Source organism: Ardenticatenales bacterium, assembly GCA_020634515.1.
Classification (GTDB): Bacteria; Chloroflexota; Anaerolineae; order Promineifilales; family Promineifilaceae; genus JAGVTM01.
Map to the genome: position 1 here is coordinate 567,899 of JACKBL010000001.1, position 17,318 is coordinate 585,216.

4 protein-coding genes are annotated in these 17,318 nt (G+C 58.0%); 1 reads left to right on the forward strand and 3 read right to left on the reverse strand.

Annotated features, from left to right (window positions below; translation table 11 throughout):
* Nucleotides 1–16: 16 nt before the first annotated feature.
* Nucleotides 17–9,235, reverse strand: a complete 9,219-nt coding sequence (locus H6650_02175; protein ID MCB8950799.1) for an Ig-like domain-containing protein — start codon at nt 9,233–9,235, stop codon at nt 17–19.
* 1,773 nt (nt 9,236–11,008) lie between these two features.
* On the opposite strand from H6650_02175, the gene H6650_02180 reads away from it, so the two are divergent.
* Entirely contained in the window at nt 11,009–14,821 is a 3,813-nt protein-coding gene (locus tag H6650_02180; GenBank protein ID MCB8950800.1) for a tetratricopeptide repeat protein, read from the forward strand.
* A gap of 89 nt (nt 14,822–14,910) precedes the next feature.
* Here H6650_02180 and H6650_02185 read toward each other — a convergent pair whose 3' ends face one another.
* Both H6650_02185 and H6650_02190 read right to left on the reverse strand, forming a co-directional pair.
* Nucleotides 14,911–15,777, reverse strand: coding sequence for a hypothetical protein (locus H6650_02185; GenBank protein MCB8950801.1), 867 nt, complete (start codon nt 15,775–15,777; stop codon nt 14,911–14,913).
* Nucleotides 15,738–17,213, reverse strand: a complete 1,476-nt coding sequence (locus H6650_02190; protein MCB8950802.1) for a hypothetical protein — start codon at nt 17,211–17,213, stop codon at nt 15,738–15,740. The genes H6650_02185 and H6650_02190 overlap by 40 nt, the downstream gene beginning before the upstream one ends.
* Between the last annotated feature and the right edge of the window lie 105 nt (nt 17,214–17,318).

The following is a 17,318-nucleotide window of genomic DNA, read 5'->3' on the forward strand; positions in this document are numbered from 1 at the left end:
CGCGTTCGTTGATACCCTACGGGTAGACGAAGTCAAAGCTGCTTACCTGGAAGCCACTGAGGTTCCCTACAAAGAGCCAGTCATCCGCTTCGTCCCAGGCCAAAGAGAGGGGGGAGCTGCCCGGCATAAATGTCGTGTTCAAGGTGGTCAGGGTGAGGATGTCCACGACCTGGATGGCGCCGGCCCCGGTGCTGACCATAACCAGCACCCGGCCATCGGATGACAATGCCATCTGACGCGGATCGTCCGGTACGGAGAGCGATGCTACCACCTGCCACAGGTACAGGTCGATGATTTGCAGGCGATCCATCGATGGCTGGCTGAGGAACGCATAGCGACCATCTGGGCTGATGGCAATATCCAGCGTGTAGTAGCCCCCCATGTACAGGTCCGTCCAGGTGCCATCGTCATTGTAGCGCCAGAGGCGGTTAAATGCCGGCACATACAACGTCCCATCTGGCGCAAAAACCGGCTGACCCGGCCTGTCCAGGACGTGCCACTGCGGGATCACCTGCCCGCTGCTCAGATCGATCAGATCAACCCCACCACCCGTATACCCGGTTACATACGCCATCGTCCCATCCGGGCTTAAAACGACCATTTCCGCATCCACCAACCCCGTAAACGTCTGCTGCACCTGCCGCGTAGCGACATCAAGCACCACCAGCGAATCAGTGCCGTCGTGCGCGATATAAAGCAAACTGCCATCGTTGCTAAACACCAGCCCTTTTGGCTCATCGCCGGTGGGAATAAGAGGCGCCGTCGGCCACATTGTCGTCGGGTTAAGCAGCGTCACCTTGTCTTGCCAGCGATTAGATACGGCCAGTAGCGCGTTATCTGGCGACATGGCCAGCGCCATGGGGCTGTAACTGGAAAACGCTTGCGGGCGGGAAACCAACGTCACGGGATCCAGTGGCGTGGCCGTCGTAAACGAAGTCGCCACTTCCTCGCCCAGTGCATTGCCGGCAAAATCCCGCACCCCAGAACTTATATGCAACGTGTACGTCACACCTGGGTTTAGAGAGACATCCGGCCGGAACCAGACCAAATCATTCTCAAGCCCTATACTCAACGTGCCGTTGACCACACTGTCTCCCGCACTCAGCCACACCGTCCGCTCATCTACAGTCAACCTGTCAACGGCTTCCGACAGGCTAACGATCACCGACGTGTACAATGGCACGTCGTTTTCTCCATCACCGGGTCGCACCTGGATCACTTGCGGGGGCGTCACGTCCGACAGTTCACCATACTGGTACACCATGACGGCATCCGCCCCGTCATTAGCCACGTAAATTCGCTGCCCATCCGGGCTGAGTGTCAGTCCATACGCCGGACCTGAGAAATCATACTGGCTGACGAGTGTGCCCGTACGCCAGTGTACCAGGGAAACGCCGCCGCCCTGATTGCTGACGACGATCGTTTCTCCATCGGCGCTGAGAGCCAGCCAGGTCGGGATGTTGCCTACCGATACTTGGGCTGTCACGGCGTCAATACGTGTGTCAAGCATGAGCAACTGATTGGTGGCCGGGGAAGCGAACCATACCCGATCCCCATTGTCCGCGACAACAATGCCAGAGAAACCCCAGCCGGGGAGATCATCAAACGCTTTTACCATTTCTCCATTCGCCGCATCCAGGATAGACAGGCCGCCATCGTAAGTCACATACAGGTATTGCCCATCAGGGCTGAGGGCGGCGGCGTGCGCGTGGCCATCTTCCGCCCCACCGTTGACCGGCCAGCGTGCGATTTCCTGCTGCGTCAACGTGTCGATGAGGGAGACATTTCTACTCTCCTGGTTGACCACGTAGAGGAAGGGCTGGTCGGGATGGTGGAGCGAACTGAAGGGAGACGCGCCCACGGGGATGCCTTGCAGCCCGCCGGTCTGACCGTCCATGTCGATGGGCGTCTCCGCAGCCAGGTCTATCACCACCACGTCGTTCTGGGTCGGGCGCAGGACGTAGGCCAGCGTGCCCGCCGGATTGATGGTGATGTGGCCGGCGCTGCCTTCCAGGTCCAGCCAACGGCTATCCCAGCTGTCTACGTCAAAGAAGCGGAGCGTTCCCCCATAGTTGGTCGCCAGCACCCGGCTGCCGTCCGGGGTGACGGCCACGCCGCGCAAGTTGTTGCCGGCAGCGGGCGTCGCCCACAAACCGAGGCGGGCCGGCGTCGGCGTGGCGGCGGTGGTGAACGCGCTGGTGACTTCCGCCGCCAGCGGGTTGCCCGCCAGGTCGCGCAGCCCGGTGCTGATGTGCAGCGTGTAGGTGATGCCCGGCGTCAGCCATTGAAGGGGGTGCAGCCAGAGGGATTGATTGCCGGCATTCACGCTCACGGTACTGCTCACGACGCCGCTGCCATCCGTCAGGAAAACCGTTTGCTCATTGGCGCTCAAGATGCCCACCGCTTCCGACAGGTCAATACGCACGTCGTCGTAGGGCGGCACGTCAACCTGCCCGTCATGGGGCTGCAGCGCAAGCACTTGTGGTCCGGTCGCGTCTGACACATTGACATGTTTGTAGACCAAAACCTCCCCGGCTCCCTCGTTTGTCACGTAAACCCATTCTCCATCGGGACTCAAGGCCAGGCCGTTGGCGGCGCCGGCGTTGTCATACCGGCTTAACAGCGTACCCGTGCGCCAGTGGTACAGGGACACCCCGCCATCGTTCTTGTTGATGGCATAGAGCGTTTCGCCATCGAGGCTGAGCGCCAACCAGGTGGGCATTTCACCCGTGGGGATGCGGGCCACGACCGTGTCTGTACGCATGTCGATGGCGATCAATTCGTTGGTCGTGGCGGACGCCACCCACACCTGGTTGCCATCCCCCGGAACGACCACGTCCCGCAGCGAAAAAGCGGAGAAGCCGTCCAACTGCTTCACCAGGTGGCCGTCGCCGGCGTCCAGGACGGCCAGCGTGCTGTCATAGGTGACGTACAACTGTCCCTCATCGGCGCTGAGGGCGATGCCGTGGGCATTGTTGTCTTCCGCGGCCACGCCGTTGACCGGCCAGCGCGCAATTTCCTGCCGCGTCAACGTGTCGATGAGGGAGACATCCCCACTGTCTTCGTTGACCACATAGAGCAGGGGTTGACTGGGATGGAGCAGAGAGCGGAAGGGAGACGCGCCCACGGGGATGCCTTGCAGCCCGCCGGTCTGACCATCCATGTCGATGGGCGTCTCCGCAGCCAGGTCTATCACCACCACGTCGTTTTGGGTCGGGCGCAGGACGTAGGCCAGCGTGCCCGCCGGATTGATGGTGATGTGGCCGGCACTGCCTCCCAGGTCCAGCCAGCGGCTATCCCAGTTGTCTACGTCAAAGAAGCGGAGTGTCCCCCCATAGGTGGTGACCAGCACCCGACCGCCATCCGGGGTGACGGCCACGCCGCGCAAGTTGTTGCCGGCGGCAGGCGTCACCCACAAACCGAGGCGGGCCGGCGTCGGCGTGGCGGCGGCGGTGAATGCGCTGGTGACTTCCGCCGCCAGTGGGTTGCCCGCCAGGTCGCGCAGCCCGGTGCTGATGTGCAGCGTGTAGGTGATGCCCGGCGTCAGCCATTGAAGGGGGTGCAGCCAGAGGGATTGATTGCCGGCATCCACGCTCACGGTACTGCTCACGACGCCGCTGCCATCCGTCAGGAAAACCGTCTGCTCATTGGCGCTGAGGTTGTCAACGGCTTCCGACAGGTCAATGTGTACCGGACCAAATACGGGAATTCCCGTTTGCCCATCACCCGGCCATGTCTGCGTAACCATCGGGGGCGTGACGTCGTTTTGATCGGCCCGGTAGAAGACCCACAATTTGCTGGTTACGTTGTTCTCCAGGGCAACAACCGTGTGTCCATCGGCGCCAAAGGCCAGGGCGGCGATATTTCCGTCTGCGGCAACCGAGATGGGTAGATGGTCAACGATCTGCAAGGTGGCCGCATCCAAGATGGCGATGACGTTGGTGGTCTGTTCGGTGACGTAGATGAATTGCCCGTCGGGACTATAGACGACATATTCCGGTACGGCCTCCCAGGGAAGATCGATAACGTGTCGGCCTACAATCAGGTCAAAGACCTGCAGAATCCGCCGGTCTGTGTCGGGTATGATGGCCTGACGCCCGTCGGGAGAGAGCGTCACATTCTTCACGGATCCGTAGGTGGTCGGTATGGTCTTTGTTCGCACCCATAGATCGGCATCAAGGGTGATGAGGCTCTCGTTGGAAGTGATGTAGAGCAGACTGTCATCAGGATTGATGACGATGTCGTGTGGAATTTCGGTCAGAGACAGGGAGCGGGTAATCTGGCCAAAGCCGGGGCTGTTGGGGTCCACGTCCAGTTGATGTACGGCGGGTGGGTCGCCAATGTCGGTGACGTAAAGGGTTGTACCCGCCTGGTTGATAGCGAGGCGGTAGGGTTCTCCCATCCCATCAAAAGTGGTGAGTGTTGCGCCGTCTGCTAACCGCAATACCTGAACGTTGTTGCCCAGGTAGTTGAGGACGTAGGCCAGGTCGCCATCGGGTGAGAAGGCGACGTCCAGTGGGCCGGCGCCCACGCTCAGGTCGTAGGTCCTGAGCGCTTCCCAGGTTGTGCTGTCGAAGAGGGTCACGGCGTCATCATACTGGTTGGCAACGAGGACACGGTCGCCGTTGGTATTGAACGTGAGGGCTTCTGCGTCAATGCCGGCATCCGCCGCGACAATCAGGCTATGGTGTTGCGGATTGGGTGCCATCTGGATAGTGAACGTGTGGGAGATGACGCTGCCGGGTGCGCCTAAGGCATTGCCGGCAAGATCGCGCACATCGCCACTGACATAGAGCGTGTAAGACTCACCGGCGGCAAAAGGTTGCCAGGGGACGAAAGCGGCCTCCCGCCCGTCGCTACTGACGCCAACACGCCCATCTACGTCGTATCCTTGCGCTGACTTGACCCACAGGGTGTGTTCGGTGATGCTGCCGGGGTTGATAGCCTCGCTGAAGCGGGCGACAACGGGACTGATAGGCGTCGTGAGGCTGCCATCCGGCAGGAGTTGGACGATCTGCGGCGGGGCGACATCCTGTTCCGCGGCGACGGTGAAGCTGATGCTGAACGTGGTGGTGATCGGCTGTCCCACGGTGTCCGCTTTGATGTCCAAAATACCACCGCCGAGGGTGAGTTCGTACTGGCCCTGAGGCAAGGGAGCGATGGGCCGGAATAGCAGTTCGCGGTTGCCGCCCCACGCCCAGTCACCGGCGACGGGCGTTTGCGCGCCATCGGCTATCAGGGTGAAAGTGTCCTGGTCGACCGTGGCGCGATCAATGGGGGCATTAAAACGGACGACAATGCCGCTGTTTTGGGGAATGTTGTTGCCGTCAGGGGGCGGGAGGACACCGATCACCTGGGGAACGGTGGTTGCTTCGCCGGCAATGAGATAGGCGAAGCCGCCGCCGGTGTCAATCCAGGTAGCCAGCTTGAAGTATTCTTCAGGGGTTAGGAGGGCTGTGTGGTCCACGCTGCTATTGATTGCGTCGATACGCGCCTGATGTATCTCGTCGCCGTGGGCGTCGCCGGTGAGTAATTGAAAAAAGAAACTTCCGCGCGCGTCGCCATTTTGCATATAGGCCTCTGGCAAACGCTCAGGGACGGGAGTAACCAGGGCATCAAAGGTGTTCCGATCACCGCGCAGGTTTAAGCCGCCTCCCGGATTATCGCCCAGGTGACACGTCTGGCAGCGATTTTGCAGGATGGGGAGGGCATGGTCTACAAAGGTGTAGACTTCGCCACGGGCGCGCAGGTCCGTTGCCTCCGGGAGGGGGCCAATCTCGCGGGGCGTGTAGGGGAACGGACCTTCGTGGCAACCGGTACAGGAACGTACTTCTCCTGGTTGCACGGAGTTCCATACACGTTCGTGGACAATGGCGGCTCCGTTGTGGCCGATCAGGTCCCAGGCGGTTGTGTGATTAGCGAACGTGGTGAAGATGGTTGTGCCCGTTTCATTGGAGGGCGCTACGCCGATCACGCGCACCGCTTCAAACAAGGAGACGCCGGCCAGGATGTCTTCGTCAAGATCGTGTCTGTTTATGCTCTGGTAGACGCGCAGCCCGGCCAGTTGCGTCGGGTCCAAATGGTAGGGGTAGTTGGGATCGCCTTCGGGGGACTGATCGTCGGGCTGGCTGGCGTCGCCGCGTAGACTGGTGTCGCGCACGACGAAGGTGCCCCAATTGCGCTCGGGATTGATGTTTTCCGGCTGCGTGGGAGGCAAAATACGGGAGCGCACGGGGATGGGGGATATTTCGTTGGTCGCCGGATCGTCGTACAAGAGGACGGGTTCCCCGGCCTGGATGGTGTGTACGATTCGGACTTGCTCCAGGGTGGGGGTGCGATCAACGGCGATTTTGATTTCGTGTATGCCGGCATTCAGGTCTACATCAACGCGGAAAGTGTGCGTCAGGCTGTGAATCTTTTCGCCATCGAGTCTCTGAGTCAAGCGAGCGAGATACTCATCACCATCAATCATGACCCACAGATCGTCATCTTCATCGTCGTTATTGTGGTCGGCGCTGCCGGTGACCTCAATATAGATGCGACCCGGTTCAGCCAACTGAATGTTATAGACACGGAAGAAGTAGTTCGTGCCCGGACCGTGCGCAGTCGAAACAGTCGGGTCATCAACCAGCACCTGCTCGCCACTCCAGGACATGGAATACAGGCCAAATTGCGCCTCTAACGTATCCGTGATGGCGGAGTAGCTGAAAACCAGTTCATTGCTCGTCAACGTATTCGGCGTGCGATAAAGGCCCTCCGGCCCAACATAGAGGGGTCCCGGCAGGTCCGCCACGTCTCCACCGCGATTGTCAAAGATGCCCATCCGGCCTGGCAGTTGTTCGCGGGTGGTAAAAATGCCAACCATCTGTCCATCTGCCAGAGACCGTCGCTCAATGCCAATAGCGTTCTCCGTGGGGGGGTAGAAGGGCGGAGAAAAGCCGCCGTAGGAAACAAATCCGCTGGAGCCATCCTGATTCATGTCCCACACCGTATACCGGGAGCGCAGCGAAGTGAGATAGTCCCAGCGATCGAAGGAAATCCGTCCATCGGGGAATACCTGCGGGTTGATATTGGAGCTGGGGTTAGGCTCCACCATGCGCAGATCCGTGCCATCGGCATTGGCGGTGTAGAGCTGGGTTGTGATCACCCCCGCAAAAGGGCGCGACTGGAATATTTGCCGACGGTCACTGGCGAAAATGATTCGCCCGTCAGGAAGGTACTCCGGGTCCTGATCATTGATGTGTCTAAAGGGTGGGTCAAAGGTGATTTGCTGCAGACCACTGCCGTCAAGGTTCATTTCCCAAATATGCCAGGTGTCGTCAGCGTTTTGGCGCATGGAAAAAAGCACGCGCTGGCCATCCCAGGAGAGTTCGGGATCTGTCACGCCACCGCCAACAGCGGCTACATTGGTCAGCGGGGTGAGGACGCCATCGGGAGCAACGGGACTGAGCAGATACAGGTCGCCAACGACATCCGGCTGGCTGTCAAAAACAGCGCCCATGCCATCATTGGGATTCGGTTCCTCTTTTACCAGAATCAGGGCAGCGGGCATCGCCAGATCATCCGGGGGAACATTGACGGTGAATGTGATGGTCTGCGAAGCCCCCGGGTTATCTTCTACATTGCCCTGGGCATCTACAAGCCGCGCAGTCAGGGTGTGCAGGCCATTGGTCAGATTGTTGAAGCGTAGGGTGTCGCTGCTGATCCAGGTCGCCAGGGCCGTCGGCTGAAAGTTGACCTGGACAGTTTGTTGCCCAAACTGGGCAGGATCATTCCCGTTGAAGAACATCAAGGGTTCGGGATAGTCGTCCAGATAGAAATGAATGTGTGACTCGCCATACGCGCCGATGTCGTGGTTACTGGTCGTGAATGTAGCAGTGACATGACGGGTCGTCAGTTCAGCCCCATCAAGCGGGCTAAGCAGGTTGACGACGGGCGCATTGACAGGGGTCGGTGTCGGTGTAACTGTTGGAGGTGGCGTGATAGTTGGCGTAGGGGTGCCGATGATCTCGGTCGGCGTGGGCGTGGGCGTAGGCGTGCCCGCGGGTGGCTCAAGCGAGAGAAGCCAGATATGGTTTCTCATAACGTTATCCGGGAATTGGACGTAGATGATCACTTGTGAACCATCGGGATTCCAATCATTGTCGGAAACTATGGCGCGGTACCCCGTATATTCCGGATGACCAGGCTCGTTGAAATAGGTGAGGCGCTGTTGGTTGTTGCCATCCGTGCCCATGAGCCATAGGTCGAGCCTGAGAGTCTCGTTAATTGCCGGCATATTGTTTTCGGGCACGTCGTACGGTTGGGATGAAGCCCAGACATAGGCGTCGTTAAGCGGGGAGAGGTGGGCATGCTCGTCCCATGCGGCAAATTCGCCATTCAGGCCAGAGGTATGGGTGAGGGAGGTGATCTCCGTGGGATTGGAGAAGTCCATGCGGCAGATGTCGGCGCTGACGTCTTCCATGTTGTCGTGCGGGGTGCAAGAGAAGTAGAGCCAGTTGTCGTCAGGACCAAAGCCATGTGTTTCTAAGTAGACTGGATTTTCGCCCGGGTTGTAGTAGGTTACGTTTTCCAGGTGGGGTGCGGGCGAGGCGACGAAATCGGCGACGGCCAGCCCTATATCGCCGTAGACGTGGTAGGGGTCTCCGTCCGGGACGGCTCCTTCGAGATTGCTCCAGAACAACTGCGTGCCATCATTGCTGAAATGGGGGTGGAGAGAGCCTGACGTCAACTCAGGATGCACGTCGGTCAGCGGGTAAAAGGTGTCTTCTTGCTTATCCCATATCCACAAGTCATTGTAGCGGGCTATGCCGGGTTCGCTGTTCACGCCGCCGATAGTGCCGGCATGTTCTGCTTTCTCGACCTGGAACACCAGATAGCGCCCGCCGGGGTCTATCTCCGGGTTACCTTGATGATTGTTGGGCAGTTCCAGGCGGTCACAGGTGATGCACACCTCATTTGAGCCGTCCGGGTTCATGGACCACACATCGTACAGTTCATCCGCGCCGCGCCGGTCGAAGTAAATGGTGGCGCCGTCAGGTGACCAGTCTAATCGACCACCGTCATTGGTGATCTGGACCAGACTGGTGCGCACATACGTGTCGCTCAGGACAGTCGCCGTGGCACCAGGCACAGGTGATAGCAGCGTGGACGCGAACGCAACAATCGCGCTCAAAACAACAAGACAGAAGACAATGGTCTTGCCAATCGAAAGTCCAGACCTATTGGATAGCATGATTTCCTCCCGTTGAGCGAACAGTCGTGCGTACCTTGATTTTGGTTCGACGTTTGGGGTTTTCGGTTACAGGGCACACAACAACCGTATTCCCATTCTGGGGACTACAATGGGATAAACCGGCGATTGTTATGAAAAGAGGGGTTTCCGCCGACAAGAAGAGTGACTTTGCCGCGGAAAAGCGCCACAGGGAGTCAGCGAATGTGCATCGTGGTGGCAAAAATCGGGGAAGCGATCTGTTTGGTTTTGTTGGTACTCAATCGTCACCTGGCTGCTTGCTTTAGCCGCGTTAACGACGAAAAGTTCATTGGCGTTGTTCTCAACCTGTGGGAAAAGGGTTGTCTGACGGACTATTCACGACCACCTTCCCGAAAGCTGTCTTGATGCCAAATGAGTAACTACTAGGCCAGATTGGACCAAGTTTCTCTGGCGAAATTGGCCCAATCTCCAAATGATTTGAATTCGGATTATCACTAAGTGGCTGTCCGCAATTAATTTAGCGGAAATGTGCGGACAGCTTGTCAGTAACCGTTCGTAAAAAGTGTGAAGTTGTTTTCGGACGGTTACTAAGGGGCGGAAATCGAATAAGACAACGAAGGTGTTTCGTTACCGTTACTTCAGACTGACGATGCAATTCCGTACTTTATTTCATCGTCAGTTTGATGGTTACTGGCGTCTGGCGAAATCCACATATGGTGGCCGGCGTCACAACTTTAGCCGGATCAAACGCCATATGTGGCCCGGCTGAAGCCTCCACGCCAAAAACGTCAGTGTCCGGTAAGGTTATTATCTAATAATATAAATTGAAACTCTTAGTTTCCACGTTAGGCCATAAGTGAGATCCTCTTCTCCTCGGCTGGATACGGATTGCTAGACGGGCTGATAAATTATCGAAGTTTATGGAAAACAGGGGGATTGAGATATTTGCGGTTCTTCAGGAATTCGCGGGGAGTGGAGGCGTAAGCCAGGAATTCCCGGGGAGTGGAGGCTTTAACCGGAATATGTGCGCAAGAACCGGCTAAAGCCGCGACTCCAAACCATATGTGGGGCAGGACCCGTGAAATCTGTAAGAGCCATATTTGCCATGGGCACATCCGTCTTTAAGATTGGAAATAACGGATGCGCTCAAGCGGACCGAAACGGGGGATTGCCTGCCTGTCTATGCCTATATTTCGGAAGGTACGCATCGCGTCCTGACCACGATGCCTGAGGAACCTTTCCTACTATAATATCATAACATGAAGGGGACCAAAATTGACAGACGTTAGCCGACGGATTAACAACAACATTATTGAGTTCACTGAAAAAACCGGGTTTTTCGAGTGCCCGGCCAAAATTACCAGAGTGGTTCATGTGTAAAAACCCGGTTTTTGGCCTCATTTATCGTAGCATTGTATGGTCCGCAAAGGACGCGTGCCGCACACGGCGGCTTTCATCTGGTCGCAAATGGCTGGAATGATGAGATGCTAAAGTCTGAAATAGAGCGGTCTCTCGTTCGATCACGAGACAGGTTGCCAGCGTGCGTATCGTATAAGGAGCCGCACTTCGGTTTTGAGTTTTTTGACGTATTTTGTTGTTGCTTCCCGCTTAATGTAGTAGAATGCCGACTCAATCCTCATATCGTTGTCCATCGCAACATGCCTGTCTTTTCCGTCTGCCATCCCATAAGGTTTTGACGGATTCCTGCCAATAACTGCTACATCGCTCCCTAATCTCAGTAGTACGCTTTCGTCCTGTAATCCCCCTAGACGAACGCGCGGTTTTGAGTTCATAATGTCTCTATTACAATTGACGCTGTTTGGCTCCTTTGCGGCTTCTTGGGGAGGCAAGCCTTTGTCTTTTCGTTCTGACAAGATAAGGGCTTTGTTTGCGTTCCTGGTGGTCGAATCATCCCAGACGCATGATCGTTCGACGCTGGCGAATTTGCTTTGGAGCGAAAAAACGGACAAGGATGCGCTCAACAACCTGCGTGTCTCTCTCTCGCGGCTGAACCGAACGCTGGCTCCTATCGGTGCGGCAACCGGGCGATCCGCCCTTTCCATCACGTCGCAAACGGTGCAATTGGGGCCATTTTTCGCGTCTGAGGCGTTTCGCGCTGATAGTGTGACTTTTGATCAGCTGACCAAAGAATGCCAGACACACCCGCATCGCTCTTTGACGCATTGCCAGGCGTGTAATCGTCGTCTGCGGCAGGCGGCGACGATTTACAAGGGAGATTTTCTGGCCGGGTTGACTATCGTCGAAAGCCCTGTTTTCGCCGAGTGGCAGCGCCAGCAGCAGGAGCAACGCCATAATCAGGCTGTGAATACATTGAAGTCCCTGGCGGCGCATTTTCAAGCATTGGGAGATGGCAAGCTGGCGGAGGAATATCTACATCATCTCTTACAGCTTGTACCCTGGGAAGAAGAAGCGCACCGTCAGCTTATCGCGCTACTGGCTGAACGGGGTAAGCGGGAAATGGCGCTGGCGCAGTATGAGCAATGCCGGCATATCCTCATGACCGAGCTGGGCGTGTTACCTGGGGCGGAGACAATGGCGCTGATAGACAAAATCAAAATGGAAAGCGAGTCGGGCCAACTCGCCACAATACCTACATCAAGGGGGAGAGACGTGTCTTATTTTCCATTTGCCCAACCAGCCACACCTTTCATAGGTAGAACGAAGGAACTGCGAAAACTCAAGGAGATCCTGCTTGATCCCGCCTATCGCCTGGTCGTCTTGATGGGGCCGGGCGGCGTCGGCAAAACACGGCTGGCGCTGGCCGCCGCCGACCAGATCGCTTCCCACTATGCCGAAGGGATATGCGTGGTTCAACTGGCCGGCGCATCTCAAATGGAACAACCCGTCATTTTGCCCACGGCCGTGGCCCAGGCGCTCAACATGGAACTGGACAGCCGCAAGCCTGTGGTGGCGCAGGTTCTTGCCTATTTACGTGAACGAGACGTTTTGCTGCTCCTCGACAACCTGGAACATTTGCTTTCGGAAGTGGACTTCATTCGAGACTTGTTGCAACAGACGGCGCGAGTCACGCTGCTGATTACCTCACGGGAGCGGTTGCCGCTGCAGGCCGCTTACACCTTCTTGCTTTCAGGATTGACCGTTCCCCCCGAAATCACCACGGACATCACCAAAGCCATGACGTACAGCAGCGTCCGGCTCTTTGCCGAACGGGCCAGCCGCCAACCGCTGGCCGCGCCGCTGGACGCCGACTCGCTGCCAGACGTCATTCAATTGTGCCAGTTGCTGCAAGGGCTGCCTCTGGCATTGGAACTGGCGGCGGCCTGGGCCGGGTATCTTTCCTATGCGGAATTGCGGCAGGCCGTCACCGACAGCATCAATGCGCTGGCCGTCAATCTGGTGGATGTGCCGGCACGACAGCGAGACATTCACGCCACCTTCGAAAGCTCCTGGGCGCTGCTGCCACCGACAACCCAGTACTACTTGAGCCAGTTGGTCGTCTTTCGTGGCGGATTCGACCGCGAGGCAGCTTTGAATGTGGCCGACGCCGACCTTCCCGATCTGAACGCACTCGTTGACAGGTCGCTGCTCCGTCGAGGGGAAGATGGCCGGTACGATTGGCATCCCCTGGTCCAGCAGTTTGTGAGCGAGAAGCTATGGCTCTTTCCGTACCACCTGCGCAGCCAAGACCTGGCGCATTTCAACAGCAAAACGGAACAACTCCCCCAGACGTCGGCGGAGGAAGAGGGGCCGCGCGCCTGGGACGTCATATGCCAGAGTTGTCGCGCCCAAAATGGGGGAGGGCAGCTTGTCTGCGCCCACATTCCCACTCGCCGCGGCCGGATCAAAACGTGCTGGACCTCTACGCACCAACGGCACGCCCGTTACTACCTGACCTTTGTCGCCAATCAAGAATTGGCCTTGATGGGCTGGCGACCACAGGAGGCCGCCGCCCGCTTGCAGAAGGAATGGGACAACATTCAGCAGGCGGTATATTGGTCGGCGGCGCAGGGAAACCTGACAACGGTAGAGAGCTGTCTGCCCGGCCTGAGCGAGTTCTTTCTCTTAACGGGCAGAACGGAGTTTGGGCTTTCCTTGCTGCGTACGATGGAAAACCTCGTTCTGCGCCGGGAGAACAAGCGCGACAGCCGACAGATGCTGCTCTTTTTGGTGCGGCTGCGCCTGCAAATAGCAAGGCTGTTGATAGCTCAGATGAAAACACACGAGACCATGTCCGTCAGCGTCAAGATATTGGCGGACACGGAGACAGTCGATCTGCCCGCCGACGTGGTGGCCGCCGCGAACTGGCAGTTGGGCAAATGCTTGCAGCATCAAGGAGAATATGCGCGGGCACAGACGACATTGGAGCAGGCGCTGCGTGCGGCGCAAGAGGCGCAAGCAGCGCCACTGGAAGCGCATATTTGGGTAGACCTGGGGCTTGTCTTTGCGGAACGCTCCATTCTGGATCAGGCGCAACATTGTTTCCGGCGCACGGAGGAAATCGCCCGCGAGATTGGCCATGCCCGTCTCATTTGTATCTCTGTTGCCAATCTGGCCGTGTCCGCCATGAATCTGGCTGACTACCGCCAGGCGGAGGAATTGGCGCAGCAGGTGGTGGCTATCAGCAGGGAGATTGCTTATCCGGTGGGAGAGGTGCGTGGACTGTACTCCCTGATTGCTATTTGCCGGCATCGCGGCAATCTGATTGAGGCGCGGCAATTTGGCGGGGAAGCCTTAGTCGGCATGGCCGTACTCGACCGCCCCTTTGAACAGGTTCTTGTCGAACAGGAGATCAGCCTGGTCAACGATGCCGTTGGCCGCCATTATCAAGCACTCGCGCAGATAAAGCCCATTGTGGAGAGTTACCGCAAAATGGGGAGGCCCTGGCAGTTGATCAACGCCTTGAACGACAAGGCCCTGATCCTGGCCCACATGGGTGACTACGAGCAGGCGCGCGAACATTGCGAGGAAGCCGAGAAATTGGCGCGCAAAATTGGCGCGATAGAGCAGATGTTCGTTGATGTTGTCGCCGGCTACATCTTTCTGGGGTTGGAAGAGTATGACGCGGCCATTGATTTCTGCCAGGAGGCGCGCGCCACCAGCCTGAAAACGGGCAACCAGAACACCCAGGCTTGCGCCCTGACCTATCTTGGTCAGGCGTATTCCGCCCGGTCGCAATGGACGGAGAGCGAGCAGGCTTTTCATCAAGCCATTGCGCTGCGGAAAAAGACGGGGCAAAACCATCGCATCGTGGAAGCCCAGGCCGGACTGGCGTGGCTGTACCAGCAGACTGGAGACGCGGCGCAAGCTCGGGCGATGGCGCAGGCCGTCTGGGGGGTTTTGCAAGGGGATGAGGGCAACGGCGTGGAAAACCTGTCGCGCCTTTATCTGATCTGCTATCGCGTTTTCCAGAGCCAGGACGACGCCGCGGCCGCGGAGCGGGTATTGCAGCGGGCGCACCGTGTGGTGCAGGAGCGGGCGGCGCATATCGATAATGAGCGATTGCGCCGCCTCTATCTGCAAAATGTGACCGCCAATCGCCTCATCCTGGTGGAGAGCAGGCGCGGGTCCCCCGGCGCTTTTCACAAGCCGGCGACAAAAAATGCCTGGAGAGACAAACGGCATTAAGGACTGGCGCTGCAATCAATTCCGAATTGCAGCGCCAGTTTGCAGGAGCGGTAAGGAAACAACTTCGTTGTCTTATTTAATTTCCGTTCCTAAGGCGTCTCGTCCTCTTTGCGCCGACGGCGGCTCAGGAGGAGTCCCACGGCGCCCAACAGCAATAGCAGCAAGAGGCAGCTAATCGTTGTCAGGCCGATGATCTGGAATGTGGACAATGTGTCCAGGAACGAGGGCGTGGATGTGGCTGTGGGCGTGGGCGTCGGTGGGGAGGGGATCGTGGGCGCGGTGGTCGGAATGGGTGTGCTGACCACGTTCGTCGCGGCGGCCCCCGTTGGCGACATGGCCGTCAAGGTCAAGGAGATGTCAGGATTTGTGCCGGCCTGTACGGGGATGGGCGTGGTGGCGTCTTCCGTGCCGGCATCAACGACTTCCAACAGGCCACTTCCTTCGGCAAAGGCGGCGGGGACCAGGATACCGCGGGGCTGACTCAATTGCGCGTCGGCGATGATTAAGGGCGTGCTGCCCCCGGATTGCACGCCAAGAAAGGTGAGGACAAGCAGGACACCGCTGCCGCTTTTGGGGGAACTGGGGTTGATCTGGGTCATGGCGAAGCGGATTGTGCCGGCATCATTGTCCGCCACATTCCGCACCTCAAACCCCGAATCCAAAAAAGTACCAAACCCCACCTCAATGCGATCTGGCGTGCCCGGATTGGCGTCCACCACCTGCACCACCGTGGGATCAAACGACAACGTCACGTCAAAACCATACAAATCCACCGCATCCGTCACCATCACGGCCACTTCTCCCGTCTCACCCGCGACAATTTGCTTGCGCGCGGGTTCCACGTAGACGGGAGACGGAGCGACTTCCTGCGCGCGCGCCAATCCCGCCAGAGTCAGGCAGATGAGCAGGCTCCCCATCAGCTTCCATGAATATCGTTTCCCGTGATTGATGTGCATGACAACTTCTCCTCATTTCTTTCATCAAGGTCCATTGAATTTTCCTGCCCGGAACCCGCGCATCCGGCGCATACTGTCGTTTGCTCCCTCTCCCCCAAATCTGACGATAGGGGCGGATGACGCCCATGCGACCATCCCCGCGTGCGCCACGCCAGCAAGGTCAACAGTCCCGCGGCCAGCAGCAGGAAAACGGTGGCCGTGTCAGGGCGTTGTCCCGCGAATTCCGTCAGATTGACGGATGTGGGTCGGGCGACGATGATTTCACCGTCGTTTTCGTCAGTGATGTGGCGCAGGATATTGCCGGCAACGTCGCCATACCCACCATTGTTCAAGTATACCCCCACACCCCCGCGCGCTCCCGTAACCAGTTCGCCGGGCGCCGTGCGTAGATCAAAGATGCTGGTTCCTGTTTGTAGGGCCAAAAACTGTAGATGCGCGACCACCACGCCCACGCCAGTCGCGGGGATGTCCGGGTTTTGGCGGTAGCAGACGCCGCTGATGCTTCCTACTTCCGCGGTGATGATGAAGCAATGGCCCTGCCCGGCGAATTCGCCACTCGCGCTGGTTTGCAGTTGCAGGATGGCCGGGTCGTAGGTTAACAGGAAGGATATGCCGTACAGATTGGCGGCGTCAACGGCTACCACGACTTCGAACGATGATTCGGGTAGAACCGTGCGCTGGCGTATGGAGAAGTCGTCGGGATCAACGCCGACAAATGGCTCGGCGAAGGTGGCTGTGCCGGCATCAACGACTCCGCTACCCCCCAGACCATCCCCGGCATCCGCGCCTTCCATATTTCCCCAACTGTTGGCGGATGCCGGCAGCACCGCCACGCCATCATACCGGATACCGGGTCCGGCGTTTGCCTTGAACAAATTGCCCGTGATGGAGACGATGCCTGTCAGGAAAATGCCGGCATCAATCTGTAAACCCGCGTCCCCATTCTCATGCAGGTAATTGTGCACCAGTTTCAAGGAAGTCACACTTCCCTGTACGATCACGCCATCCGCCCACTGATGCACATCGCACCCCATCATGATCACGTTATCCCCTCCCTCGGTGATGGTCACGCCCGCCAGCAAACTGGGTTGTCCGGACAGGGTCGGATCGCCATTCAATTCGCCGCCATTGGTGCAGTCCAGGGTGACATCCGCGGCCGTAATCGTTATCCCCGGAGAGGGGACAATGATAGCCCCGTTCAAATCAAGGGTTAACCCAGGTTTGTCAATGACGGCGCCGGTGTAAACCTCGCCGCGATTCAGGGATACAAGGCTGCCAGGTGGCGCCGCGTCTATCACGGGTTGCAAGGCAGTGGCGGATGATTGCGGCGTTTGATAATTGGCCGATGTAGGCGCAACCAACAACGATCCCACCACCCCCCAAAAGCACAACCAGAGCAGCCGCAGGCGCTCTTTCCCGCTGGAACAGGTTCTCATAACACGTGCATCGTGGAGTGAAATGTACGATTCCTATTACGTAGAGGCAGGCTTTTTTCAGCCACGCTTCCCCTGACGATTCGGAAGAAGTAGGCGACGCCCACC